We start from the raw sequence: 24692 nt of genomic DNA on the forward strand, positions 1-24692 counted from the left end.
GAAGAGTAAATTATGGAACGGTAATTGCTGTATTAGACGCTTTGTGAATTTCATTCACCAAATTGGTGATGACTTTAACTTTGATGCACAGGATGAGTGCACTACAAATAACGGAGATAAACATAATGAGTGTAACTGCCGATCAGGTACATGGCGTTGTACAAGCTCTCACACAAAGTTCCGATACACTTTTTCTATTGTTGGGTGCCATCATGGTTTTTTTGATGCATGCTGGTTTTGCTTTTCTTGAAGTGGGAACCGTGCGCCAAAAGAACCAAGTAAACGCACTCGTTAAAATTATTGCCGATTTTGGTATTTCTGCGATTGCTTACTTTTTTATTGGTTATTGGGTTGCTTATGGCGGCACGTTCTTTTCCGATGCTCAAACCTTATCTCAAGATAATGGCTACGAGTTGGTTAAGTTCTTTTTCTTACTGACCTTCGCTGCGGCGATTCCTGCTATTGTTTCTGGTGGTATCGCGGAGCGAGCTCGTTTTTATCCTATTCTAATCGCAACATTTTTCACTGTCGGCATAGTATATCCGCTATTTGAAGGAATTATCTGGAATGGAAACTTTGGTGTTCAAGCTTGGTTTGAAAGTACCTTTGGTTATGGTTTTCACGATTTTGCAGGTTCGGTCGTTGTGCACGGCGTTGGTGGATGGATTGCGCTGGTGGCTGTTATTTTTTTAGGGATGCGTAGAGGTCGTATCCGCGCAGGAAAGCATACGAACTTCGCTCCATCTAATATCCCATTTTTGGCACTTGGGGCTTGGATTCTCTGTGTTGGCTGGTTTGGTTTCAACGTTATGTCCGCTCAAACTCTTTCTGGAATCAGTGGCTTAGTGGCGATGAACTCGTTGATGGCAATGGTTGGAGGTATCGTAGCTTCATTACTTGCGGGTAAAAATGACCCTGGCTTTATTCACAATGGCCCTTTGGCCGGTTTGGTTGCGGTTTGCGCGGGGTCAGATTTAATGCATCCGCTTGGTGCATTAGTGACAGGTGCCGTTGCTGGGGTTTTGTTTGTGTATCTGTTCACGTATCTGCAAAACCGAACCAAAATCGATGACGTACTGGGTGTGTGGCCTTTGCATGGAGTATGTGGTGCTTGGGGCGGGATCGCTGCAGGAGTTTTTGGTCAAAGTGGATTTGGTGGAATGGGCGGTGTTAGCTTCGCGGTTCAAGTTTTAGGGACATTTCTTGGCATTTCCATTGCGGTTTTAGGTGCTCTTGTAGTCTATGGCGCAATTAACGCTCTAACAGGTTTAAGGCTTTCAGAAGAAGACGAGTTTAATGGTGCGGATTTAGCGATTCATAAAATATCGTCTACTAACGAAGATTAAATTAATCGAAAAAAGAGCGGCATCAAACCGCTCTTTTTTAAACTATTTGCTTCAAACCGATATACAAGCCGTTTTAACAGTTGCCTTTTTTAGCTTGACCAGGAGGGCAAAAGCTACCATTGCCATGCGGCCCATGATTGTCATCATTTGTGCTGACTTTTACTTTTACGTCGTCAATTTCACCTTCCACATTTGTCAGCTGACAGCCTGCTAAAGTCGTAAGTAATATAAGCGCCAGAGATACTTGTCTCATTGCGATTCCTCTCAAAATGTAATTCTAATAGTGACCATTACGACCATGGTCTAATCCATACTACTACAGTTGCTATTCTTTCAGTGTTAAGCTAATGAAAAAGAACAACAAGGATAAGTTATGAATTTCCCTTATAGAAATATTGTAGTACTTACTGGAGCAGGTATCTCGGCTGAATCTGGTATTCAAACATTTCGAGCCCAAGATGGCCTGTGGGAGAATCACCGAATTGAAGATGTAGCAACACCTGAAGGTTTTGCTCGAGATCCAGACCTTGTTCAGAGTTTTTATAATCAACGCCGTCAAAAGCTTCAAGATGAAACGATCAAACCGAATGCTGCGCATCTTGCTCTTGGCCGTCTTGAAGCGGAATTAAAGGGAAAGGTGACGGTTATTACGCAGAATATTGATAACTTGCATGAAAGAGGTGGCAGCCAAAATGTGATTCACATGCATGGTGAGTTACTTAAGGCGCGATGTAGTGAATCTAACCAAGTTATTGAACATACCGAAGATATAAAAACTGGTGAGCTTTGCCATTGTTGTCAAATTCCATCACAAATGCGCCCACACATTGTGTGGTTTGGCGAAATGCCACTGAGAATGGGAGAGATATACGCAGCACTGGAAGAAGCTGATTTGTTTGTCTCTATCGGCACTTCGGGCGTCGTCTATCCGGCCGCTGGGTTTGTGCATGATGCTAAAATGCATGGCGCTCATACTATAGAAATTAACCTTGAGCCAAGTGCGGTTGAAAGTGAATTTGAAGAAAAACGCTATGGTAAAGCAAGCGTTGAAGTACCGAAGCTTGTTGATGAAATCCTTGCTTTGGACACGAAAGCATAAACTAACTATTAGATAAAAAAAAGCGGCTCATGAGCCGCTTTTTCACATCTTTAAAACTAACGATTTAGTTGTTTACTTTTAGCTTTTGGAAGTACTCATCGTACATTACGCTCGCTTCGCCAACTTCATCTTGCCATGTTCCGCTGTCCATTACTTCTTGCGGAGGGAAGATGCTTGGGTCGTTAGCAAACTCTTTTGGTAGCAGTTCATGTGCCGTCTTAACTGGAGTAGGGTAACCAATCTCTAGTGCAATCTTAGCGGCGTTCTCAGGGCGTAGTAGGAAGTCGATCATCTTATGACCAGCGTCTACGTTTTTCGCGCCAGCTGGAATTGCTAAGCTGTCCATCCAGAAAATGGTGCCTTTTTCAGGCCAGATGATGTCGATATTCGCACCTTCTTGACGAGCCATGTAAGCAGAGCCGTTCCAAAGCATACCAAGAGACACTTCACCTGCAAGGTAAGGGTTTGCTGGGAAATCAGAGTTGAATACCAATACGTTTGGCATTAGCTTTTTCAGCTCTTCATAAGCAGCTTTGATTTCATCTGGGTTCGTTGTATTTGGCGAGTAACCAAGTTTTGTTAATGCAATGTGGAAGACTTCACGAGAGTCATCCATCAGCATTAGTTGGCCTTCCCACTTGCTATCCCAGAAATCGTCCCATTTAGAAACAGACGATTTATCTAACATATCTGCGTTGATACCAATGCCCGTCGCACCCCAAATGTAAGGGATAGAGTAGTTGTTGTTTGGATCAAATGGTTTATCTAGGAAGTTGGTGTCAAGATCGCTAAAGTGAGAAAGTTTCTTTTTGTCGATCTCTTGCAGCATACCTTCTTTACGCATTTTAGAAACGAAGTAGGTAGACGGTACTACCAAATCGTAACCAGAACCTTGCGTTTTTAGCTTCGCGTACATACTTTCGTTAGATTCGTATGTAGAGTAGATAACTTTGATGCCAGTTTCTTTTGTAAAGTCTTCAAGAACTTCGTTTGGAATGTATTCCGACCAGTTGTAGAAATACAGTTCTTGATCAGCCGCCATTGCAGGGGTAGCGATTAGCGTCGCTGCACATAGAGCGCTTGCGTAGAATTTACTTTTCATTTGTTTTCCGTTTTGTTTAGCGATTGGACAAATCAATACTAGTCGCAGTTATTAAGTTGAGCCAAATCGCAATAAGCACAATCCCGTTTATTTAAATCAATTTATACCGAGCCTTTTTAGGGAAGCGATAATTCTGTGAAACTGAGCTAAATAAACCTAGCAACGCATAATTATATCAGTCAATTACAAAAATAGGCAGCGTATCGCTGCCTATTTTCAGTTTGTCGATGCCTTAGTAGGCAAGATCAGATTATTGACCCGCTTTCAACTTCAAGAAGTAGTCTTCATATTTCACTGTCATATCACCAACCGAGTCTTGCCATTCAACACGGTCAAGATCTTCTTGAGAAGGGAACAGCGGCGCTACGTCTTTAAACTTCGAGTTTGATTCTGTAACGGCGGTTAGGTAGCCAGTGTCACGAGAAATTTGCTCTGCGATTTCAGGGCGTAGTAGGAAGTCGATCATTTTGTGCGCTGCTTCTACGTTTTTCGCGCCAGAAGAGATTGCGAAGTTATCAACCCAGCCAATACCGCCTTCTTTAGGGAAGACTAGCTTAAGGTTTAGACCTTCGTTTTGCGCTGCTGCCGCACTGCCGTTCCAAAGCATACCAACGCCAACTTCGCCAGACATGTATGGTGCACCCGGGTTATCAGAGTTAAATACTAGAACGTTTGGCATCAGCTGTTGCAATTCAGCGTATGCTTCGTCGATTTGCTTTGGATCTGTAGAGTTACCTGAGTAACCCAATTTACGTAGTGCAATGTGGAATACTTCACGAGTATCGTCCATTAACATTACTTGACCTTCAAGCTCAGGCTTCCATAGGTCTGCCCAGCTTTGGAAGTCGTTTGGATCGTACATATCAGCGTTAACTGCTAGACCTGTAATCGCAACAACGTGTGGAATAGAGTAGTCGTTATTTGGATCGTAAGGCTTATCTAGGTAGTTCTTATCTAGGTTGCCGAAGTTTTTCAGCTTAGTCTTATCGATTTTTTGTAGCATACCTTCATCGCGCATTTTTGCTACGAAGTAAGTTGAAGGTACGACTAGGTCATAACCTTGGTTATGAGTTTTTAGCTTTGCGTACAAAGTTTCGTTCGACTCGTAAGTCGAGTAGATCACTTTGATACCTGTTTCTTTAGTAAATTGCTCTAGGATATTACTGTTGATGTAAGGACCCCAGTTCATAAATACTAATTCTTTATCGTCCGCTGCCGCTGAACCTGAGAACAGAGAAAGCGCACATGCACTACCAGCTAATAGAGTAGCCCATTTTTTCATTGACGTTAGCTCCAAACCAAACGTTGTCCAAATCATTTTGGACGGTAGATAGAAAAACAGAATGGCATGTAACCATTCTGTTTCGTGATGTTAACGGATGCGGATTTTACTTTACTTTTTCTCTTGCTAGCAACTGAGAAATTACTACAAGAACCAAAGATACAATCAACATGACCGTTGCTAAGGCATTCACTTCCGGTGAAATACCCACCTTAACCATCGAGTAAATTTTCAATGGTAGGATTTCGTATGTTGGGCCTGTTACAAACGAGCTGATAATTACGTCGTCTAAAGACAGAGTAAAGCTTAGTAACCAACCTGCAGCAACCGCTGGCTTCGCAAGAGGAAGGATGATCTGTTTTAAGATAACCCATTCACTTGCACCAAGGTCTTTTGCTGCTTCCAACATTTTCACATCAAAGCCGTTCAAGCGGCTGTAAACGGTTACCACAACAAACGGTAAACAGAATGTGATGTGTGCAATCAATAGAGTAAAGAAACCAAGCTGCGCGCCTAAAACTAAAAACAGCGCCAACAATGAAATTGCCATCACGATGTCTGGTGACATCATTACAACAAACAGCATGCCGTTTACTGCACCTTTACCTTTAAAGGAGTAACGGAATAGGGCAACGGCCGTCAAACTACCAATAATAGTAGCAGCTGTTGCAGAAAACACCGCGACATTAAGTGAATGCCACGCTGCTTGCATAAGGCTGTCATTGTTAACTAGGGTTTCGTACCATTTGGTTGTAAACCCGCCCCATTTCATACCAAATTTGTTGGCATTAAATGAGTTTACGATCAATACGATGATTGGTAGATACAAAAATGCATATACCAGCGCCATAAAGCTAAATCTAACTGTACGTCCCATTAGTCTAGCTCCACCTTCTTATTCAATAGTTTGCCTGCTCTGTAGTAGGCGTACAGCATGATTGCCATTGCAATAGTAAGTGCGATACTGGTTGCCGCACCGAATGGCCAATCACGAGCGTTTAATACTTGGCTCTTAATTACGTTACCAATTAATAGGTTCTTTGCTCCGCCTAGAAGGTCGGAGATGTAGAACATACCTAACGCAGGAAGAAGTACCAACAAACAGCCACCAATAATGCCAGGCATCGTTAACGGCAAGATCACTTTTGTGATGGTTTGCAGTTTGCTTGCGCCTAAGTCTTTTGCAGCCTCAATGTAGGTATTGTCTAGCTTCTCGATTGCCGAATACAGAGGCAGAATCATAAACGGAAGCAAAATGTAGACAAGACCAATCATTACCGCTGTTTCGGTATACATAAGACGCAATGGCTTATCGATAATATCCATTGCCATTAATGACTTGTTCAAGATGCCCTGTGTGCCAAGAACAATCTTCAAACCGTAAGTACGGATAAGTGAGTTTGTCCAAAACGGTACAATCACAAGAAACAGCATAAACGGGCGCCATTTCTCAGGCATTTTTGCCACGATGTAAGCAAATGGGTAGCCGATGATTAAACACAACAACGTCGCAATGATTGCCATGTAGAAAGAGTGCATCAGCACTTTTGCGTACAATGGATCAAGTAAACGAAGGTAGTTGTCGAAAGTAAAAGTCAGTTCAATTAAGTTCGCTTCATCACGCGTTAAAAAACTTGTACCGATAATCATTAGGTTTGGAACCAACACGAAAAGTGTTAGCCAACCAACAATTAGGGTAATGATTGCGTTCTGAAGATTAATCTTCTTGCTTATCATTGAGTACTACCTCCCAGCTCTCAACCCAAGTGATAGCGACTTTTTGGCCGAGAGAGTGGTCCACATCTGGATCATCTTCGTTAAAGAACTCGCTAACCATCACGCGCATGCCTGAGTCCAGTTGGACAACAGAGTCTAGCGTCATACCTTTATAGGTACGTTCAGTGACGTGACCAACAATGCCTTTTTCTTCAGACTCTTTGATCTCTTCGATACGTAAGTCTTCAGGGCGAAGCAGCACTTGTAGTTTGTCACCTGCTTGTGCTTCTTTGTCGTAGTAAACGACAGACTCAACACCTTCGATTTCCGCACGGATGCGTTTTTCATCAATGCGTTCAAGCATTGTTGCGTTGAAGACATTAATCTCGCCGATAAAGCGAGCAACAAACAAGTTTTTAGGTTCTTCGTAAATTTCACGTGGTGAGCCATCTTGTTCGATAACACCATCGCGCATAACGATAATGCGGTCAGACATCGATAGAGCTTCTTCCTGATCGTGAGTAACAAAGATAAAGGTAATACCAAGTTGACGCTGAAGTTGTTTCAACTCAATCTGCATTTGTTTACGAAGTTTGTAATCAAGAGCAGAAAGCGACTCATCAAGTAGCAGTACTTTTGGCTTATTTACAACCGCACGCGCGATCGCGATACGTTGTTGCTGACCACCAGAAAGTTGGTGCGGCTTACGCTGCGCCATTTTTTCTAGACGGACCATACGTAGCGCTTCCATTACGCGTGGTTCGATTTCTGCCGCAGGCGTTTTTTGCATGCGTAGACCAAATGCCACATTATCGAATACGGTCATGTGAGGGAATAATGCGTAACTCTGAAATACCGTGTTGACGTGCCTATGCTCTGCAGGAACTTGCGTTACATCTTGGTCATCTAATACGATTTGACCGTTATCTGCCGTTTCGAAACCAGCGATCATGCGTAAAACCGTCGTTTTACCACAACCAGATGGACCAAGAATCGTCAGAAACTCACCATGATTAACATCAAGATTTAAATTGCCGATGATTTCCTTTCCATCGAAACTTTTGCTGATACCAGATAAACGAATAACTGGCTTTCCTGCTTGCTGTTTAGCGTTCAACGTCTGTATTTCTCCCACGTTAAAATTGGGTTTACGCCAATTAGTGTGACATAAGTCATTCACTTTTGAGGCGCGCATCATAATCACCAAAATTGTGAAATTAAAGCATTTTCTTATCTTGAAACAGAAAAAATTTTGCAGGCAAAAGTAATCATTCCTTACCATACTGTTTTTAAGAGGTTATTTGCCTTTTAAACACAGTTTGGTAGGGCTTTGTCATTAGCAACAATTGCTTTCAATTTCATAGTTTTGTGAGTGGTCAATTATCAACCAAATAGTAGATATTGCAAGGATAGAACGTCAGTTCTGATTTTAGACGTGGAAAGATTTCTTTATAATGTTGGCCACTTTAATTGACTGGTATACCAGTAAAAAATTCACAAGTTAGTCTTGGATAATATATGAATAACGATTTTGAAAAAGATTTCAATCTTGGGGGGAGTGTAGAGCGAGCTTTGTCTGGCGACTACGAACTAAAAGCGAGTGCTGTATTTAGTGAAGCTTGGCGCGCAACCATTCAACACTTTTTATCGTTCTCACCAGCGATTATTCTTTTGCTTTTTGTCCAGTTGGGGATTTTCTACATTGCACTTCAACTTCAATTGGGCGACCCAAGTGTCATTCTCGATGCGATAGAAAATCCGGAAGCATTCACCGCTAATATCGTTTCTGCTATTTATATCGCTAACTTTAGTTATGAAGTGATCAGCGCCCCCATTTATGCTGGGATCAGTTTGATGGCAATGAGTCACGTAGCAGGGCTAAAAACCAAAGTTCGTCATGTCGGTAAAGGTCTGCAATTTACCGTTCCTGTTATTATTGCAACGCTGTTCAGTTTAACGTTGCAAGGTGTCGCGGGAATGATCCTTCCACCGCTTTCATTATATTTAGCAATGGCGTTTAGTCACTCTATCTTACTGATTTGCGAGAAAAGAGTGCCACCTATGCAATCGTTATTATTATCACTACGTGCGATCAATAAGAAGATTTTTGTTGTGGCAGGGCTTTACATGGGCGTTATGTTGATGTTTATTGTTGCGGCTATGTTCTACGGTATTGGCTTTATTTTTGTCTTGCCATTCTTCTTCCATTTGAAGGGCATCCTTTATCGAGAAATGTTTGGCATCAAACTTAAGATCGTAGCAACACAAAAAAATGATAACGATCACGATGGTAAATCTCAGGTGTTTAATGCCTAAATCTTTAAAATTAATGACTTTACGAGTGGCGGCTGCCTGTATAGCCGCCACTTTTATTTCGGTAGGTCCATATTTGCATTACGACCGCCAGTTCAAAAGCGCGAATGATCCTAATGCTGTTCAAGGTCCGGTGAAACATCCTGATTTGTCGCACTTGCCCTACATTGGGGACATTCCAGACTTTAACTCTATCAAAGACGCCAAAGAAAAAAAGGCGGCATTTTTCGATTTCTTACGGCCTAAAATCGCACTAGAAAATCACAGGATTGAAAAAGAACGTGCTTTTCTAAGCTCTCTTGAGATTGGAGAAGTGTCGCCGGACGAAGAAGCTTACGCAGAAAGATTAGCGCAGTTATATGGTTTTCCTCTTCATGATGGTCATGTTGATGAAGCTTGGCTGACTGAAATGTTAAAGCGAGTCAATGTTTTACCAGAAGCATTAGTGCTAACTCAAGCGGCCAATGAATCCGCGTGGGGTACCTCTCGTTTTGCTACTCAAGCAAACAACTTGTTCGGCCAATGGTGTTATAAACAGGGCTGCGGAATTGTGCCTGCTCAGCGTGCTGCTGGAAAAACTCACGAAGTTCAAAAATTCGATTCAGTTCAGCAGTCAATTCATGGCTACTTTATGAATGTGAATCGCAATCCAGCTTACGCTGACTTACGTGATATTCGAGCTATGTTGGCGGATAAGCACAAAAACTTGTTATCCGTGGCGACAGCATCAGAACTCACTCATGGACTGTTGTCTTACTCAGAGAGGGGCATTGCATACGTTAATGACTTACGCTCGATGATTCGTCACAATAACGCCTACTGGACTCAATAAAATAATAATCGAATGAAAAAGTTAAGCTTAATTTTAGGAAGTGCAGCACTCTTGCTCTCGTCACCGATAACGCATGCTCAAGAGTATATGTTTACGTATTCCAAACTGTATACTCAGTTAAAAAATAACACTAAAGAAGGGCACGATGACGTTAAAGTCGGTGTGTTCTTCATTGATGCCAGAACTAAGCAGCTGTGTACGATTGAAAAAGCGTGGATGGAAAAGGAAGAACACTACGAAGAGTTTGTGATTCCAGCGTCGAAAGAGCTACCATTGCCGATCGACAAAAATCTAAAATCTGCAAATCCTTTGGTATTCGTACACACTCCTAAAGATAGCCGATGTGATTATTCTTTAGTTGTTATGACGAAAGAACCGTTACAGGGTAGCGTTTCTTACGAGCAACTGAAGCCATTAATGCCTCAAATGCAGAGCATGTTAGAGGATTTAGGGGGGATGTTTGCTGGATGGTTCACACCTGAAGTACAAGGCGTCACAATGGAGTTTGCCAACGAACTTAACGGTAAGATCGTTTTTTCAAATGGACAAGAGAAGGCGATAATTAACGGTAAAGTGCAGGTTGCTTTGAGTGAAATTGGCGAAGGTGGAACAATAACGTTACCGGAACCAACGATGAGAGTGCTTCCTTATTTGCCCCAAGCAAAGAAATAGCACTATCTCCACTAAAGAGCCGCATTCGCGGTTCTTTTTCTATTCTATGATGATAATTCAGCGCACTTATTTTCTTATCCTTCAATACAAACATTTAATCCTGCTGCAAAAGCCCGTATAATCCACGCCCCAAAGAAACCCATGTTAGGAAGTCCTACTGTCGATTTTATCGGCGATGTGAGAGCCCGCAATGAACCAGAAAGATACAAGAAAAGAAACCCTTGAATTCAACAAACTTCAAAAACGTTTGAGAAGAAATGTTGGAAATGCCATTACAGATTACAACATGATCGAAGAAGGCGATGTTGTCATGGCATGCATAAGCGGTGGTAAAGACTCATTTGCGATGCTCGATATCCTGTTGAATCTACAAAAAGCGGCACCAATCAAATTTGAAGTGGTTGCTGTTAACCTAGACCAAAAACAACCTGGTTTCCCAGAGCATATTTTGCCTGAGTATTTTGAGACGCTGAATATTCCTTACTACATCGTAGATAAAGACACATACTCAGTAGTTAAAGAAAAAGTGCCAGAAGGTAAGACAACGTGTGGTCTATGTTCTCGTCTACGTCGTGGTACGCTTTACTCATTTGCTGAGAAAATCGGCGCAACAAAACTTGCACTTGGTCATCATATGGATGACATCGTAGAAACGATGTTCTTGAACATGTTCCATGGTTCTCGTTTGAAGGCAATGCCACCAAAACTACGCTCTGATGATGGTCGTAACGTGGTTATTCGTCCGCTGACTTACTGCCGCGAAAAAGACCTGATCAAATACGCAGAGCACAAAGATTTCCCAATTATTCCTTGTAACCTATGTGGTTCTCAAGAGAACTTGCAGCGCCAAGCAATCAAAGCAATGCTGATTGATTGGGATAAGAAGACGCCAGGACGCGTAGAAGCGATTTTCAAATCAATCCAAAACGTAAGCCCAAGCCAATTGGCAGACCGTGAGTTGTTTGATTTTGTAAACTTGCCGCTAGATCGTGACGGTAGCCGCGAAGAGTATGAGTTTAGTGAAGCAGTCGTTTCTTCAACTAACATCGATGAATCTCTATTCATCGATGTAACGAACATCTAGTAAATAGGAGGCAACGATGCCTCCTATTTTGTACTTGCTTAAACCGAAAATAAAAACGCCCCAAAAGAGGGGCGTTTTTATTTTTGATTATTTGCTCTACGTTGCGGTATTTGGATCGAGAGGGCTGATATAACCTTTTGGTTTTAATGCCAGTACATCACAGTTAATCTTATCGATCACATGCTCTGCCGTGTTGCCGATAAAGACCGCTGAAAGCCCCGTACGACCAGTCGTACCCAAAATCACCATTGCTGCATTTAATCGCTCCGCTGCGGCAGGAATGACGTCTTCTGGTAAACCTTGTTCAACGATGGTTTGTTCCTCGTCGATGCCATGTTTTTGTCTCAATGCTTTCATTGCGGTGAGATGGTGGCCACGAACCGCATCCGTGTAGGTCGTTGGGTCAAATTCAGGCAATTCAATCGTAATGTTAGCCGGTGTAACAGGATAAGCGTTGACGAGATACGGTTCAGCATCAAGACGGTTTGACATCTCTTTGAGGCGTTCAACCATCGCGTCGTTCAAGTCAATGTGAGTTGGGTTTTCTGACCCCACGTGTACAGAAGCGAGAATATTAGCTTGCTCCGGCCAATCCGAGTTCTTGATCAAAAGTACAGGAATAGGGCATTTACGTAATAAATGCCAGTCTGTCGGCGTGAAAATCACAGACTCTAAAACATCGTGTTTACGTGTCCCTTTGATTAGAAGATCGTGCCCTCCAGCATACACTTCAGCAATGATTGCTTCGTAAGGACGGTTGTGCCACACAACGCAAACATCAAAATCGAAGCTATCGTTTAAGTACGGTTGAGCAATCTTACGCATCCACTGCTCACGTTGATGGATAACGCCGCGGCGCATCGCATCTCTTTCGTCGACTGACAGCATTGAGGTCATGTCATAGGAAAAATCGTAGATGGATAAGAAGAAGGTGATTCGGCTTCTGGATACACTCTTTTGAGCTAATTGAACCGCTCTAGCGAGTGCAGGCTGTTCATCATTATTGATGTCAGCAACAACAAGAATCTTACTGTATATACTCATAACTAAGCCCACTTATGTTGCGAAACCAAATACTGAAAACAAGTTAAATCAGTAAATTGGAGACTCTTCGTATATTTTTACTGTAGCTTAGTTTGGTGAACTTTTTGAGGACTTTCGAAGGGATTTTATGAGAAACATGATGTAGCTCATTTTCGAGCTACATCAATAAGTAAGCGAGATTACTCTTTTGTTACACCGGCAAGTTCCATTAGCGCATCATGATCTAAGATGGTGATGTACTTACCTTTAACACTCAGAATTTCAGATTTTTGGAAACGACCTAATAGGCGGCTGATGGTTTCAACCGTTAGGCCTAAGTAGTTACCAATATCGCCACGAGTCATGGTCAAACGAAATTCTCTTGGGCTGAAGCCACGTTGAGAGAAGCGAGTTGACAGGTTGTACAAGAAAGCAGCGAGACGCTCCTCAGCATTCTTCTTAGAAAGCAGAAGAATCATTTCCTGGTCGCCTTTAATTTCATTACTCATTAAACGCATGATTTGCTGACGAAGTTTAGGCATTTTGCCTGATAGGTCGTCAAGGATCTCGTAAGGGATTTCACAAACCATTGATGTTTCAAGAGCTTGAGCGAAACTAGGGTGGCAGTCACCAGTAATAGCGTCAAAACCAACTAAGTCACCAGCTAAGTGAAATGCTGTGATTTGCTCATCACCTTGTTCTGTGATTGTGTAGCTCTTAATCGTGCCAGAACGGATAGCGTACAAAGATTTAAGCTCATCACCTGCTTTAAATAGCTCTTGTCCTTTTTGGATAGGCTTTTTACGCTCGATGATTTGGTCCAACTGGTCAAGTTCAGATTCATTCAGAGTGAATGGGATACACAGTTGGCTAATGCTACAATCTTGGCAATGAATCGCGCAACCGCCTGATTGGATACGCTTTGTTGCAGGTTTTTCAGAAATCATAACAACCTTTCACTATTTGATATACATCAATATTTTAGCACCGCTTAATCCTAAAGGATAGCAAAAATATCGGTGGTATAGAGTTTTGCGTTATATGAAACCAAGCATCTGCATGGCACCCGCGGCAGTATACGCGCCATAGACAATTAAGATTAATGCTGAGATGTTTCTAAATATTAATGATTTTTGCAGTTTCTGAAAATGGCTAGCTCCGTAACCAACAGCGAGCATGGATGGCAGCGTTCCCAAACCAAAAGCTAGCATGATTAGGCCGCCATTTACTGCGCTACCGGACACCGCCGACCATGTTAATGCCGAATAAACTAACCCGCATGGTAACCACCCCCAGACAAAACCAAAGGGCAGTGCGTGTATTGGCTTTTTAAGTGGTAAAAGGCTTTTTCCAGCTGGAGAGATAAACTTCCAAAGGTGCTGGCCCCCCTTTTCTACGATGAGTAAACCTTGCCACCATTTCGCAATATATAACGCAACCAAAATCATGAAGATTGCGGCAACAAAACGCAGCCACGCAAGAGATTGAGCTAAGCCGCTGAGTTCCGATAACCCTGATATTGCACCTCCGACAAGTGCGCCTATTAAGGCGTAACTGCTGAGTCGTCCAAGGTTGTAGAATAAAGGTATGGTTGGGGAGGATTTTGAGCTTGAACTACCTAAGGAAAGTAGGGATGCGATACCACCACACATCCCCATACAATGGCCGGCCCCGACAAGGCCGATAAGCAAAGCACCTAAAAAATCAGGATTCATAAAACATACTACGGTTTCTTATTGTCTGATTGTTCTTCTTCATCTAATAAAATGTTGTGTCCTTGTCGCTCAAGATCTTCAAACTGGTCGCTTCGAACCGCCCAAAGAAAAATAGCGACAGCAACGCAAACAAGAACAATCGCGATTGGAATTAAAATATAAAGGCTTTCCATAAGTGTTCTCTTATTTACTTCTCTTTAAGAAGTCGCAGTGAGTTAGATACAACAATGATTGAACTTGCTGACATCCCAACAACCGCGATATAAGGCGCAACTAGCCCTGCAACCGCTAACGGCAAAATTAACAAGTTGTAGCCTAATGACCAAGCTAAGTTTTCACGGATAATCTTTCTTGTACGAAGAGCCAATAGGCGAGCTTCCAATAACTTTTCTAAGTTATCTCCAAGAAGCGTCATATCTGCTGATGCCTTTGCAACGTCAGTACCACCGCCCATAGCCACGGATAAATGGGCTCCCGCTAGAGTAGGTGCGTCGTTTATGCCATCACCAACCATCATGGTGATATCACTGCTATCAAGGCTCTTAAGATACGCGAGTTTGTCTTCTGGTTTTGCAGATGCGATCACATGCTCGATACCAATTTCGTCAGCAACAGGCTGTGCGTTTTGAATAGAATCACCAGTAAGTAAGGTTGTTTTGATGCCAGCTTCAGCAAAACGTTGAATAAACGCCTGACTTTCTTTGCGAATAGGATCGTGATAATAAAAAGTTGCAGCGTGTTCGTTGTTTATTGACAAGTAAATGGCATTGCTTTCTTTTATGCTCGAATCTAGCACAAACGAGGAGCTGCCAATTTTTACCGTCTTACCATTCCAAATCCCTTCGATTCCTGAGCCAATCACGTTTTTAACATCTGTTACAATAATCTCGTCATTACTGAAACCGGTAAATGAACGCGCAATAGGGTGGTTTGCATGAGCTTCAAGAGCAGATGCAAGGGCCAGACTTTCCGCTTCAGAAAGCTCTTTGAATGTGCTCGTACGGCTAATCTCGATGTCACCTTTCGTTAATGTTCCTGTCTTGTCGACGACGAGATGATTAACTTTGCAAAGCGTTTCGAATACATGGCCTTTTCGCAACAGAATGCCAAAATTGCCCATTCGTGAAGTCGCACAAGTTAGTGCGGTCGGTGTAGCAAGGGATAATGCACAAGGGCATGTAGCGACGAGAACCGAAAGCATAATCCAAAAAGCATCATCTGGTTTGGTTTGGTGCCAATAAAACCAGGTTCCAGCTGAGATGATAAGAATTACACCAACAAAGTAGCGTGCTACGACGTCAGCAACTTCTGCAATTTTTGGCTTCGAATGCTGTGCTTCATCTTGAAGGCGCACAATATTTGAAATCATCGAGTCTGCTTTTGAATTGGTGACTTCCAACTCAAATGATTCATCTCCGTTTAATGTACCTGCATAAACAGCATCACCTTCTTTTTTTACGACATGAATAGACTCACCAGTCAGCATTGATTCATCAATATGAATACGGCCAGAAATAACTTTGCCATCAGCAGGGATATGTTCGCCAGGGAGAACGCGAATGCGATCAGCAATCTTCAGCGTTTTAACTGGAATTTGTTCGCCGTCTAGTGTTGTTGCAATGGCAGGGATAAGCTTGAGCAAGTTACCGCTAGCAGCAGCAGCTTTGCGGCGAGCGCGCATTTCTAAGAATCGACCCACTAACAAAAAGAAGGTAAACATCGAGATAGATTCAAAGAATACTTCGCCTTGCTCAGTTACTGTCGCAACTAAACTCGCAACATAAGCGAAAATCAAAGCGATCGAAACTGGGACGTCCATGCCTAGAGTTCGCCCTTTAATGCTTCGCCAAGCATTAAGGTAAAATGGTAGGGCAGAGTAAAGAAGAACTGGTGTAGCGAAAATCAAACTTACCCATCGGAAGTAGTTTTTAAATTCGGGTTCCAAATCGCCAAACACTTCTAAATACAACGCCACAGCAAGCATCATCACTTGCATCGTCGCTAAGCCAGCAATACCCAATCGGTAAAGGTACTGCTTCATCATTCGGTGATAAGATGCTTCTTGTTTGTCTGCTTCAAATGGCGCGGCTTTATAACCAAGCTTATGAATAACTGAAAGCAGTTCACTTAACTTAACTTGAGTTTTGTCCCACGCAAGCAAAGCTCGGTTTGTTGTCGTATTTACCCGTATGGAGACTAAACCTTTAGCGCTGGATACTTGCTTTTCAATAAGCCATGCACAAGCGGCGCAGGATACACCTTCGAGAGATAATGTTACTTCAGATACATTGTCATGATTACGTACAAATTCTGATTGAACATCTTCATTGTCATAGTGGATCAGGGCTTGAAGTTGTTCTGGAACGAGGTCCGCTTTTTCAGCGGGCGCGGTTCGGTACTGGTAGTAAGAAACAAGACCGCTATCTACGATAGTTTGTGCGACAGTTTCACACCCCGGGCAGCACATCTCACGAACTTCGCCAAGTATTTCTACTTTAAAATCCGTGTTTGCTGGTACATCTTCACCACAGTGGTAACAGGATTTGCACATAAAATTACTTCATTAATGAAACTGAAACTGCTGGAAATTCGACTTTGCCTTGAATCATCCATTGCTTATCGTGTGGTTGAAGTTCAACAAACCACGGGCCTTGTATAGCGTCTTCAGTGGTAAAACGATAGTTGCCAGATGCATCTGCGGTAACTAGCTTCGTAAAATCACGATCGGGTAATGTACGGTGAGTAAACGTTGCTGTAAGCGCTGGGTAGTGCGTTAGCGATCCTTTCGTAAAGCCAATCACGATATTGTTATCTAGAGAAGAAATGTTCGCATGAAGACCAAGGTCACGAGCGACGTTCATTTTACTGATGTCGATATTTATGCCTTTGCCTTTTTTATAGTAATCCTCAGCAACAAGAGAAACAGAGTTGTTTGAAAAGACGACTACCGTGGCGATTGTCCAAACGACTACCGTAAGAGGAAGGATGATTAGGAACCACGGCCAGAATTGTTTATACCAAGGCTTTACCATAAAAAAGTTCTCAACAGCTAAATGAAAAAATGTAAGGCATTAAATTTAAAGGAAAGACAGCCCCTGTGAAAGGGGCTGTTATTGAAATGTTACTTATTGTCTGAGTTGCTTAAACTCCAGACATAAGAGGCAACAAGTTGAACCTTATCCTCACCTAGAATGTCCTTCCATGCTGGCATAACACCAGAGCGGCCATTCATTACGGTTTCAGTTACGGCAGCACGCGAGTCACCAAATAGCCAGTCTTGGTCAGTTAGGTCAGGGGCACCAACTGCTGGGTTACCTTTACCATCTGTACCATGACACGCTGCACACACAACAAAGCGAGCTTTACCTGCTGCAGCTTCACGAGCGTTAACTTTACGACCCGATAGACTTAATGTGTAACTTACTACTTCTTGGACACCTTGCTCACCAAGCGCATCTTTCCATGCTGGCATTTGACCAATACGGCCATGCATGATGGTTGTTACGATTGCTGCTGGCTCACCGCCATATAGCCATGCGTCATCAGTTAGGTTAGGGAAACCTTTTTGACCGCGAGCATCTGAGCCGTGACATTGTGAACAGTTTTGCAAGAATAAACGTTGACCAACTTTTAATGCTTCTGGGTCTTGCGCGATCTCAGGAACAGGGCGTAGACCATTCGCATTATGAGCAAGTTTACGGAATGCTTCGCCGAAGTAGGCATCCGCATCATCCAGTTCTTTTGCGTATTGGTTGAGTTGTTTATTTTCTTGTGCCTGTGCAATAGCTTCTTTTGACTCTTCAAGCGAACGAACGGTTTGAGCCGAACTTTGCCAGTTTAAAAAGCCTTTAAAGCTACCTAGACCTGGGAACAGGGCTAGATATACTGCTGCAAACACAAAAGTGCTTACGAAAAGGTAAGTCCACCATTTCGGTAGAGGGTTGTTTAGCTCGCGAATACCATCGTACTCGTGGCCCATGTCTTCCCCTTCCTCGACGCCCATTTTATCTTTGGCGCACCAAGTCAGGAGGATCGCACAGCCTACTAGCGTACCGATAGTAATCACGATAATCCAGAGACTCCAGAATGTAGTCATTACTTCTTCACTCCTTGGTTATTTGGGGTCGTTTGTTCTTCGTCAGCAAACACCAAGTTGGCATCTTCTTCGAAGCGTGCTTTACGCTTCTTACTAAATGCCCACCATACGATGCCGATAAAACTCGCGAAGAGCACTACGGTATAAATACTATGAATTGTACCGAAATCCATATGATCCCCTTACTTCATTGCATGACCAAGAGACTGAAGGTAAGCGATGATTGCATCCATCTCTGTTTTACCTTCTACTTCTTTAGCCGCATTCGCGATTGTTTCATCTTCGTATGGAACACCAAACTGATCGCGGAACACTTCAAGTTTCTTCTGAGTCAGCTTGCCATCTAATACGTTCTCAGCAAGCCAAGGGAAACCAGGCATGTTTGATTCAGGTACTAGTTCGCGAGGGTCAAGTAGGTGTACGCGGTGCCACTCATCAGAATAACGACCACCGACACGAGCCAAATCAGGACCTGTACGCTTAGAACCCCAAAGGAATGGATGTTCCCACACACTTTCACCTGCTACAGAGTAGTGGCCGTAGCGTTCCGTTTCAGAGCGGAAAGGACGAACCATTTGACTGTGACAAACGTTACAACCTTCACGGATATAGATGTCACGACCTTCCATTTCCAGAGGAGTGTAGACTCGTAAGTTTTCTACACTTTCTGTGGTTTGCTTTTGGAAAATCAAAGGAGTGATTTCAACAAGAGCACCCCAGCTGATTGCAAAAACAATAAAAATAGCCAACAAACCGACATTACGTTCTAGAATTTCATGGCGATTATTAGAATTATTACTCATTCTTAAATCTCCTTATGCCGGATGAGGGATAGCCTTGAGGCTTTCTTTTGGCGCACTTACCGTTTTGTACGTGTTGTATGCCATTAAGAACATACCTGATAGGAAGATGAAGCCTCCTAAGAAACGTACAAAGTAGAATGGGTAAGATGCTTCAACTGACTCCACGAAGCTGTAAGTCAGGGTGCCGTCAGAGTTAACTGCACGCCACATCAAGCCTTGCATCACGCCAGAGATCCACATTGCTACGATATAAAGAACCGTACCAATTGTTGCTAACCAGAAGTGAACGTTGACCAGACCCACAGAGTACATGCGCTCTTGGCCAAACAGGCGAGGGACTAAGTGGTAAACTGAGCCGATTGAAACCATTGCAACCCAACCTAGCGCACCAGAGTGAACGTGACCAATGGTCCAGTCTGTGTAGTGAGATAATGCGTTTACTGTCTTAATCGACATCATCGGACCTTCGAAAGTAGACATACCATAGAAAGACAATGAAACGATTAGGAATCGTAGAATAGGGTCGTAACGAAGCTTATGCCAAGCACCAGACAACGTCATAATACCGTTGATCATACCACCCCATGAAGGAGCAAATAGAACAAGAGACATCACCATACCCAGAGACTGTGTCCAGTCTGGTAGCGCAGTATAGTGAAGGTGGTGAGGACCTGCCCAAATATATAGAGAGATCAATGCCCAGAAGTGAACGATAGACAGACGGTAAGAATAAACAGGACGTTCAGCTTGTTTAGGTACAAAGTAGTACATCATACCTAGGAAACCAGCGGTGAGTAGGAAACCTACCGCGTTGTGTCCGTACCACCATTGCACCATTGCATCCACCGCACCGGAATAAATCGAGTAAGATTTACCTAGTGATACAGGGATAGCCATGCTGTTCACGATGTGAAGTACTGCTACTGTGATGATAAATGCACCGAAAAACCAGTTCGCCACATAAATGTGGGAAGTGTTTCGTTTCACTAACGTTCCAAAGAACACCACTGCATATGAAACCCATACAATCGCAATAGCGATATCAATAGGCCATTCTAGTTCAGCATATTCTTTACCTGAGGTAAAACCTAGAGGTAGAGAAATCGCTGCGGCTAGGATAATTGCTTGCCAACCCCAGAAGGTGAAGGCAACGAGTGGGCCACCAAAAAGACGTGTTTGACATGTACGCTGAACAACATAATAAGATGTTGCAAACAGGGCACTAGTACCAAACGCAAAAATTACCGCATTAGTATGCAGTGGACGTAAACGACTGTACGTCAACCACGGCGTATCAAAGTTTAGCTGTGGCCAAACTAATTGAGCGGCAATCAAAACACCAACAGCCATACCAACTATGCCCCATAAAATGGTCACAAGGGTAAATTGGCGAACGACTGTATAGTTGTAGTTTTGTTCAAGCTGCTTTACTTGGCTCATTTGCATGCTTCCAATTTCTAATTAACTACACTTTACTTCCAACACGACTTGCGTCGTAACACCACCCAAGTAAACTCTAGAACTCAAGTGTTATCATCACCTTATTTCTATTGCTGACTTTAATAAAAAGTGGCATTTTCAGCGTGACACTATACTTGAATTAACAATTCAATGACAGAGTAGTAACCTTACTGAAGCTCTGGAAATCATTTTTTATTTAAAAAGTTTGAAGTTTGTAACAAGGATATTAGTAATTATGCCTGCACAAAAGTTAACAAAGGCGAGACTTGCACAAATCTTAATCATGCTCAGTCTTTTAGTTGGTGCGTTTTTCTGGAGAACCTTTACGCACGAGACCAGTACAAGCGTTGACTGTTCACAAAAAGAGCGATGCGATGTAACAATTGGTGAAGATAAAATCACGATTAATCGTGATTCGAGTGGGATTTTGATTGAAACAACTGAAAGTACAGGTCTAAAAATTGATCTGAATCAATCTGGTGTGTTTGATAGTATAAGCGACAATCATTATAGAGCTGAATGGAATGCTATATCTGCAACCAAAACGATTAAGCTCAAAATAAACCAAAATATTGTCTTAGTGCATTTATAAATTAGATCTGACACGAGATAATGGCATCTTCTTTGTGAAATTCGAACCTTCTAGCCTAACGATAATTTGTCGTAATGGTATAACAGTAACGTGACAAACAATAATAAAAGCGTATGCAGTGCCAATCAGTATTTACCCATATTACCGACGAATATTTAGCAGTAGAGAGGCTTCGTTCAGAGCTGATGCAAGAACACTTGTCTTACATCATCTGTTATTACACAGAAGAATACGACTTCAGAGCCATTCGCTCTGCCTTTCTTAGATGTTTCCCTGGTGTTCCATTCCACGGTTCAAGTTCATGCCAAGCCATTATGACTGATCAGGGTTTTCACGTTGGGCCAGTCATAGCGGCTATGGCTATCTATGACTCAGGCCCACATGCTTATGGAACTGGTATTTCTAATTGTGAAGAAAATGAGTGTGTCTCCGTCGCTCTAGATATGGCTCTTCAAAATGCTAATCGAATTGGCGAAGTACCGAACTTAATTCTTCTTCATGCAACTCCTGGGAAAGAAGAAAAGATTATCGAATCGATCGACGAACGCTTCGGCACACTTGTTCCTATCATTGGCGGTTCTGCAGCAGATAACCACATTGAGGGAAAATGGTCAGTGATTACAGCGCAAGGCCATGAAAAGCAAGGGATTAGCCTCACACTATTTTACTCCTCTAATCCCGTTGATATTGCTTTTAGTGCAGGTCACACACCAACCAACATCAAAGGCATTGTTTCCAAAGCAAAAGGACGGTGTTTACTGGAAATAGATGGTGAATCAGCACTAGATACTTATCGAAAGTGGACTCGTCATCAAGAAAACCTAACTAGCAAAGAAAACCTACTCTTTACCAACTCCAGCGCTTATCCCTTGGGAAGAGTTGCCGGACATTTGTACGATAGACCTTATTACAAGCTTTCCCATCCAATACGTGAGACCGAAGATGGGGGGATTGAGCTATTTACCCAGATTTCGGTAGGGGAAGAGCTTACTTTGATGAAAGGGAGTAGGGAGCATTTAATCGCTCGAGCGGCAAAAGTCGTGAATGCTGCATTTAACCAAAAATTAGAAGAATCTCGAAAAATTGGTGTCATAAATATATTTTGTGCAGGACCGATGTTGCACTTAATGCAAGACATGAATAGCGTTTGCGAACAAATTAATCAGGAACTGGAACACTTGCCATTTATATGCCCATTTACCTTTGGTGAGCAGGGAAGATTTATCGGCGGCGAAAATGGACATGGAAACTTGATGATCTCATCAGCGATTTTCCATAAACCTTATGAAAGATAAATATTTAGACACATACCAACAAGAAGCATTACAAGAAGCGTTAGTTGAGCTAAAGCAGACCAAACAACGGGAAAAATTGCTTGCCGATGAAAACAAAGCGATTCTTTCAGCAATCTCTGCAATGAGCGAGGCAAAAAATCGTAATGAAATTTTTTCGGGGCTAAACAGCGTTCTAAAAAAGTACATCAGTTTTGAAGACTTTATTGTCATCACGCGCGATGACAGCCGTTATCCGTTCAAGACGTTAATCTCAACCAATAGCGTGTTTGATAAGGTAGAGTGGTTACACGGTAACACAATGGAGCGCGCATTAAACGGCGAGTGTATTCTATTATTCGAGCCAACGAAATTGTTAGAGTTTGAGAACTTAAATAGCTTTGTTAAAACACATGTTAACTCCGTAATTTTAACGGGCATTCGTTCGGAAGTAACACAAAGCATCATACTATTAATTGGAGCTCAAAAAGGGCATTTTAGTATTGAAAACAAAGAGACTCTAAGGCGCTTTAGACCCCTTATAGAACGTGCTGTTATCGACATAGAAACAAAGGAAAAGTTACAACGTATTGTTGAGGTAAGAACGACTCAACTTGCAAGAGCTCGTGAAGAAGCAGAACTAGCCAACCAGTCAAAATCTGAGTTTTTGGCAATGATGAGCCACGAGATCAGAACGCCTCTTAACTCAGTTTTAGGAATGCTAGACATCTTGAGACAATCTATGTTATCAGATGAACAGTTTGATGCCCTCAATCAAATGGAATGCTCCGCTGAGCTTCTTTTAGCCATCATTAGCGACATTCTCGATCTTTCAAAAATTGAATCCGGTAGTTTTCAATTAAACGAACAGTGGATACATTTAAATGACACTGTAACTTTTGTAATTTCTCAGCAAAAACAAGTAGCTATAACTAAGAATCTTTCTTTTAACTTTGATTGTCAGATCTCATCAGACAAACAGTATTGGATTGATTCGACGAGGCTGTCACAAATTCTCTTTAATTTGATTGGGAATGCCATTAAGTTTACGGACTCAGGAAGTGTGTCTGTTTCTGTCGCTGAAGAAAATGACGAAATTGTAGTTTCTATATCTGACACCGGAATTGGAATCACGAGAGCAAAACAAGCCCATTTGTTTACGGCATTCCATCAAGGTGATCGCTCAATTACTCGAAGGTTTGGTGGTACAGGTTTAGGGCTTGCTATTACCAAGCACTTAGTTGAAATGATGAGAGGTGAAATCTGTGTAAAAAGCCGCGAGAATGAGGGTTCTGACTTCACCATTCGAATTCCAGTTCTAACACGTTACAACCAAAACCGTCCTGTAAAAATTGAGCATAATAGACCAAGCAAAGCTCTAAACTTGCTTATCGTCGAAGACACTCAATCAAATCAACTTGTCATTAAATTGATTCTTAACAAGCTTGGCCATAATGTTCATATTGCAAGCCATGGTGCAGAGGCGCTTACATTTCTTGAAGAAAACGATACTCAAATTGATATGATCTTGATGGATGTCTCGATGCCAGTAATGGATGGAATAACGGCAACTAGGCTGATTAGAAAGAAAGGAATCACAATTCCAATCGTCGCTTTAACAGCGCACGCGCTAGAAAGTGATAAAGATAAGTGCTTAGACGCTGGCATGGATAGTTTTGTATCAAAGCCAGTTCGCAGGCAAGATATCTATGAAGCTATACAATCATTAATAGAAACGACGTAGCCATTAATATAGATCTTAAAAATCGATAGATTATTAAGATCTATATTAAGTATTTTATGGTAAATACTGATTATGTTTAATCAGCTATCTAAAGTTAGCTCAAATTTAAAATCTGAAAGAGATAGGAGAGCAAAGTAGCAAGAATCTGACGTATGGTTACACTTAATTTAACATAATATACATAATGCGCACTGTAATAGTGGTTCCTGTGGACTTGCAATCACTAGAGCCAATCCGGCACAAGCCATTGAAATACCTGATAATCCAAGCCCATTAAACTTTTTTGCAATTCCTTCCCATACTGCTTTTATCTGCGGATTATCATTGCGATCAGCGTGACAACCCAACAATGCAATCTCAGGGTCTAAACCTGATTGCTCAGCAAGAAAAATTGCTTGTGTATCAGTCATATAACGCTTTCCTTTGCGGAAATCACTGATTCTTTGCGGCGGCACATTCATATCCGCTGCAATTTGTTTGTCTTGTACGTAACTTTGAGCCTTTTTGTAGGCATCTAATAGTTTGTTCTGATACATACCGC

Annotated in this window: 26 protein-coding genes; 9 read left to right on the top strand and 17 right to left on the bottom strand. The window is 42.3% G+C overall.

Annotation, left to right across the window (positions count from 1 at the left end; translation table 11 throughout):
- The first annotated feature begins 125 nt into the window (after positions 1-125).
- A complete protein-coding gene (locus OU793_RS06050; protein ID WP_180793967.1) occupies positions 126-1346 on the top strand; it encodes an ammonium transporter in 1221 nt (406 codons plus the stop codon).
- A gap of 73 nt (positions 1347-1419) precedes the next feature.
- Here OU793_RS06050 and OU793_RS06055 read toward each other — a convergent pair whose 3' ends face one another.
- Positions 1420-1599, bottom strand: coding sequence for a hypothetical protein (locus OU793_RS06055; protein WP_005453881.1), 180 nt, complete (start codon positions 1597-1599; stop codon positions 1420-1422).
- Between the two features lie 120 nt (positions 1600-1719).
- On the opposite strand from OU793_RS06055, the gene cobB reads away from it, so the two are divergent.
- Complete coding sequence (gene cobB / locus OU793_RS06060) at positions 1720-2445, top strand: Sir2 family NAD+-dependent deacetylase (protein ID WP_015296744.1); 726 nt, start codon at positions 1720-1722, stop codon at positions 2443-2445.
- A gap of 64 nt (positions 2446-2509) precedes the next feature.
- Here the strand turns inward: cobB and OU793_RS06065 are convergent, their stop codons facing one another.
- The 5 genes from OU793_RS06065 to potA all read right to left on the bottom strand — a co-directional run bounded on the left by OU793_RS06065 (position 2510) and on the right by potA (position 7680).
- Positions 2510-3547 (bottom strand): extracellular solute-binding protein, encoded by a 1038-nt coding sequence (locus tag OU793_RS06065; RefSeq protein WP_140104112.1) that lies wholly within the window; start codon positions 3545-3547, stop codon positions 2510-2512.
- A 250-nt stretch (positions 3548-3797) separates the two neighbouring features.
- On the bottom strand, positions 3798-4829 hold the full coding sequence (locus OU793_RS06070; protein ID WP_025554990.1) for an extracellular solute-binding protein: 1032 nt from the start codon (positions 4827-4829) through the stop codon (positions 3798-3800).
- Between the two features lie 106 nt (positions 4830-4935).
- A complete protein-coding gene (gene potC, locus OU793_RS06075; RefSeq protein ID WP_005389180.1) occupies positions 4936-5706 on the bottom strand; it encodes a spermidine/putrescine ABC transporter permease PotC in 771 nt (256 codons plus the stop codon).
- Positions 5706-6566, bottom strand: a complete 861-nt coding sequence (gene potB / locus OU793_RS06080) for a spermidine/putrescine ABC transporter permease PotB (RefSeq protein WP_005457403.1) — start codon at positions 6564-6566, stop codon at positions 5706-5708. Before potB ends, potC begins: the two co-directional genes overlap by 1 nt.
- Complete coding sequence (potA, locus tag OU793_RS06085) at positions 6547-7680, bottom strand: spermidine/putrescine ABC transporter ATP-binding protein PotA (protein ID WP_005495030.1); 1134 nt, start codon at positions 7678-7680, stop codon at positions 6547-6549. Before potA ends, potB begins: the two co-directional genes overlap by 20 nt.
- A 383-nt stretch (positions 7681-8063) precedes the next feature.
- Here potA and OU793_RS06090 point away from each other — a divergent pair, with 383 nt between their 5' ends.
- The 4 genes from OU793_RS06090 (at position 8064) to ttcA (ending at position 11446) form a co-directional block, all read left to right on the top strand.
- Positions 8064-8861: a hypothetical protein gene (locus OU793_RS06090; protein WP_005457395.1), complete on the top strand. Its 798-nt coding sequence runs from the start codon at positions 8064-8066 to the stop codon at positions 8859-8861.
- Positions 8854-9690 (top strand): glucosaminidase domain-containing protein, encoded by an 837-nt coding sequence (locus OU793_RS06095; protein ID WP_140103959.1) that lies wholly within the window; start codon positions 8854-8856, stop codon positions 9688-9690. Before OU793_RS06090 ends, OU793_RS06095 begins: the two co-directional genes overlap by 8 nt.
- Positions 9691-9702: 12 nt before the next feature.
- A complete protein-coding gene (locus OU793_RS06100; RefSeq protein WP_029806838.1) occupies positions 9703-10362 on the top strand; it encodes a DUF2987 domain-containing protein in 660 nt (219 codons plus the stop codon).
- A gap of 190 nt (positions 10363-10552) precedes the next feature.
- On the top strand, positions 10553-11446 hold the full coding sequence (ttcA, locus tag OU793_RS06105; RefSeq protein WP_005477636.1) for a tRNA 2-thiocytidine(32) synthetase TtcA: 894 nt from the start codon (positions 10553-10555) through the stop codon (positions 11444-11446).
- 96 nt (positions 11447-11542) lie between these two features.
- Here the strand turns inward: ttcA and uspE are convergent, their stop codons facing one another.
- The 10 genes from uspE to ccoN all read right to left on the bottom strand — a co-directional run bounded on the left by uspE (position 11543) and on the right by ccoN (position 20523).
- Positions 11543-12490 (bottom strand): universal stress protein UspE, encoded by a 948-nt coding sequence (gene uspE, locus OU793_RS06110; protein WP_005495023.1) that lies wholly within the window; start codon positions 12488-12490, stop codon positions 11543-11545.
- Between the two features lie 179 nt (positions 12491-12669).
- Positions 12670-13416: an FNR family transcription factor gene (locus OU793_RS06115; protein ID WP_005477663.1), complete on the bottom strand. Its 747-nt coding sequence runs from the start codon at positions 13414-13416 to the stop codon at positions 12670-12672.
- 90 nt (positions 13417-13506) lie between these two features.
- Entirely contained in the window at positions 13507-14184 is a 678-nt protein-coding gene (locus tag OU793_RS06120; RefSeq protein WP_069496882.1) for a sulfite exporter TauE/SafE family protein, read from the bottom strand.
- Positions 14185-14192: 8 nt separating this feature from the next.
- Positions 14193-14357 (bottom strand): cbb3-type cytochrome oxidase assembly protein CcoS, encoded by a 165-nt coding sequence (gene ccoS, locus OU793_RS06125; protein ID WP_005457379.1) that lies wholly within the window; start codon positions 14355-14357, stop codon positions 14193-14195.
- A 14-nt stretch (positions 14358-14371) separates the two neighbouring features.
- The gene (locus OU793_RS06130) at positions 14372-16735 is read right to left on the bottom strand and encodes a heavy metal translocating P-type ATPase metal-binding domain-containing protein (protein ID WP_140103958.1); all 2364 of its coding nucleotides are present in this window, start codon (positions 16733-16735) and stop codon (positions 14372-14374) included.
- A gap of 4 nt (positions 16736-16739) precedes the next feature.
- On the bottom strand, positions 16740-17216 hold the full coding sequence (locus OU793_RS06135) for a FixH family protein (RefSeq protein ID WP_021454310.1): 477 nt from the start codon (positions 17214-17216) through the stop codon (positions 16740-16742).
- An 89-nt stretch (positions 17217-17305) separates the two neighbouring features.
- Positions 17306-18280 carry a cytochrome-c oxidase, cbb3-type subunit III gene (gene ccoP / locus OU793_RS06140; RefSeq protein WP_005477628.1) on the bottom strand — a complete coding sequence of 325 codons (975 nt, stop codon included), beginning with the start codon at positions 18278-18280 and terminating at the stop codon, positions 17306-17308.
- On the bottom strand, positions 18280-18453 hold the full coding sequence (locus OU793_RS06145) for a CcoQ/FixQ family Cbb3-type cytochrome c oxidase assembly chaperone (protein WP_005396487.1): 174 nt from the start codon (positions 18451-18453) through the stop codon (positions 18280-18282). The genes ccoP and OU793_RS06145 overlap by 1 nt, the downstream gene beginning before the upstream one ends.
- A gap of 9 nt (positions 18454-18462) precedes the next feature.
- Complete coding sequence (gene ccoO / locus OU793_RS06150) at positions 18463-19083, bottom strand: cytochrome-c oxidase, cbb3-type subunit II (protein WP_005457377.1); 621 nt, start codon at positions 19081-19083, stop codon at positions 18463-18465.
- Positions 19084-19095: 12 nt separating this feature from the next.
- On the bottom strand, positions 19096-20523 hold the full coding sequence (ccoN, locus tag OU793_RS06155; protein ID WP_005477654.1) for a cytochrome-c oxidase, cbb3-type subunit I: 1428 nt from the start codon (positions 20521-20523) through the stop codon (positions 19096-19098).
- A gap of 256 nt (positions 20524-20779) precedes the next feature.
- Here ccoN and OU793_RS06160 point away from each other — a divergent pair, with 256 nt between their 5' ends.
- The 3 genes from OU793_RS06160 to OU793_RS06170 all read left to right on the top strand — a co-directional run bounded on the left by OU793_RS06160 (position 20780) and on the right by OU793_RS06170 (position 24151).
- A complete protein-coding gene (locus OU793_RS06160; protein WP_005457383.1) occupies positions 20780-21136 on the top strand; it encodes a hypothetical protein in 357 nt (118 codons plus the stop codon).
- Between the two features lie 113 nt (positions 21137-21249).
- Positions 21250-22431, top strand: a complete 1182-nt coding sequence (locus tag OU793_RS06165) for an FIST signal transduction protein (protein WP_140104176.1) — start codon at positions 21250-21252, stop codon at positions 22429-22431.
- Positions 22421-24151 carry an ATP-binding protein gene (locus OU793_RS06170; protein ID WP_159404117.1) on the top strand — a complete coding sequence of 577 codons (1731 nt, stop codon included), beginning with the start codon at positions 22421-22423 and terminating at the stop codon, positions 24149-24151. Before OU793_RS06165 ends, OU793_RS06170 begins: the two co-directional genes overlap by 11 nt.
- 167 nt (positions 24152-24318) lie before the next feature.
- On the opposite strand, the gene OU793_RS06175 is transcribed toward OU793_RS06170, so the two are convergent.
- Positions 24319-24687: a DUF3693 domain-containing protein gene (locus OU793_RS06175; RefSeq protein ID WP_025639340.1), complete on the bottom strand. Its 369-nt coding sequence runs from the start codon at positions 24685-24687 to the stop codon at positions 24319-24321.
- Between the last annotated feature and the right edge of the window lie 5 nt (positions 24688-24692).

The sequence above is a fragment of the Vibrio sp. VP6 genome (assembly GCF_028823755.1).
GTDB classification, from domain to species: Bacteria; Pseudomonadota; Gammaproteobacteria; order Enterobacterales; family Vibrionaceae; genus Vibrio; species Vibrio parahaemolyticus.

Excerpts from the sequence above, each read along its gene's own strand:
- OU793_RS06050 (WP_180793967.1), top strand. The coding sequence starts at position 126 with ATGAGTGTAACTGCCGATCAGGTACATGGCGTTGTACAAGCTCTCACA.
- OU793_RS06055 (WP_005453881.1), bottom strand. The coding sequence starts at position 1,599 with ATGAGACAAGTATCTCTGGCGCTTATATTACTTACGACTTTAGCAGGC.
- cobB (WP_015296744.1), top strand. The coding sequence starts at position 1,720 with ATGAATTTCCCTTATAGAAATATTGTAGTACTTACTGGAGCAGGTATC.
- OU793_RS06065 (WP_140104112.1), bottom strand. The coding sequence starts at position 3,547 with ATGAAAAGTAAATTCTACGCAAGCGCTCTATGTGCAGCGACGCTAATC.
- OU793_RS06070 (WP_025554990.1), bottom strand. The coding sequence starts at position 4,829 with ATGAAAAAATGGGCTACTCTATTAGCTGGTAGTGCATGTGCGCTTTCT.
- potC (WP_005389180.1), bottom strand. The coding sequence starts at position 5,706 with ATGGGACGTACAGTTAGATTTAGCTTTATGGCGCTGGTATATGCATTT.
- potB (WP_005457403.1), bottom strand. The coding sequence starts at position 6,566 with ATGATAAGCAAGAAGATTAATCTTCAGAACGCAATCATTACCCTAATT.
- OU793_RS06090 (WP_005457395.1), top strand. The coding sequence starts at position 8,064 with ATGAATAACGATTTTGAAAAAGATTTCAATCTTGGGGGGAGTGTAGAG.
- OU793_RS06095 (WP_140103959.1), top strand. The coding sequence starts at position 8,854 with ATGCCTAAATCTTTAAAATTAATGACTTTACGAGTGGCGGCTGCCTGT.
- OU793_RS06100 (WP_029806838.1), top strand. The coding sequence starts at position 9,703 with ATGAAAAAGTTAAGCTTAATTTTAGGAAGTGCAGCACTCTTGCTCTCG.
- ttcA (WP_005477636.1), top strand. The coding sequence starts at position 10,553 with ATGAACCAGAAAGATACAAGAAAAGAAACCCTTGAATTCAACAAACTT.
- uspE (WP_005495023.1), bottom strand. The coding sequence starts at position 12,490 with ATGAGTATATACAGTAAGATTCTTGTTGTTGCTGACATCAATAATGAT.
- OU793_RS06115 (WP_005477663.1), bottom strand. The coding sequence starts at position 13,416 with ATGATTTCTGAAAAACCTGCAACAAAGCGTATCCAATCAGGCGGTTGC.
- OU793_RS06120 (WP_069496882.1), bottom strand. The coding sequence starts at position 14,184 with ATGAATCCTGATTTTTTAGGTGCTTTGCTTATCGGCCTTGTCGGGGCC.
- ccoS (WP_005457379.1), bottom strand. The coding sequence starts at position 14,357 with ATGGAAAGCCTTTATATTTTAATTCCAATCGCGATTGTTCTTGTTTGC.
- OU793_RS06130 (WP_140103958.1), bottom strand. The coding sequence starts at position 16,735 with ATGTGCAAATCCTGTTACCACTGTGGTGAAGATGTACCAGCAAACACG.
- OU793_RS06135 (WP_021454310.1), bottom strand. The coding sequence starts at position 17,216 with ATGGTAAAGCCTTGGTATAAACAATTCTGGCCGTGGTTCCTAATCATC.
- ccoP (WP_005477628.1), bottom strand. The coding sequence starts at position 18,280 with ATGACTACATTCTGGAGTCTCTGGATTATCGTGATTACTATCGGTACG.
- OU793_RS06145 (WP_005396487.1), bottom strand. The coding sequence starts at position 18,453 with ATGGATTTCGGTACAATTCATAGTATTTATACCGTAGTGCTCTTCGCG.
- ccoO (WP_005457377.1), bottom strand. The coding sequence starts at position 19,083 with ATGAGTAATAATTCTAATAATCGCCATGAAATTCTAGAACGTAATGTC.
- ccoN (WP_005477654.1), bottom strand. The coding sequence starts at position 20,523 with ATGAGCCAAGTAAAGCAGCTTGAACAAAACTACAACTATACAGTCGTT.
- OU793_RS06160 (WP_005457383.1), top strand. The coding sequence starts at position 20,780 with ATGCCTGCACAAAAGTTAACAAAGGCGAGACTTGCACAAATCTTAATC.
- OU793_RS06165 (WP_140104176.1), top strand. The coding sequence starts at position 21,250 with ATGCAGTGCCAATCAGTATTTACCCATATTACCGACGAATATTTAGCA.
- OU793_RS06170 (WP_159404117.1), top strand. The coding sequence starts at position 22,421 with ATGAAAGATAAATATTTAGACACATACCAACAAGAAGCATTACAAGAA.
- OU793_RS06175 (WP_025639340.1), bottom strand. The coding sequence starts at position 24,687 with ATGTATCAGAACAAACTATTAGATGCCTACAAAAAGGCTCAAAGTTAC.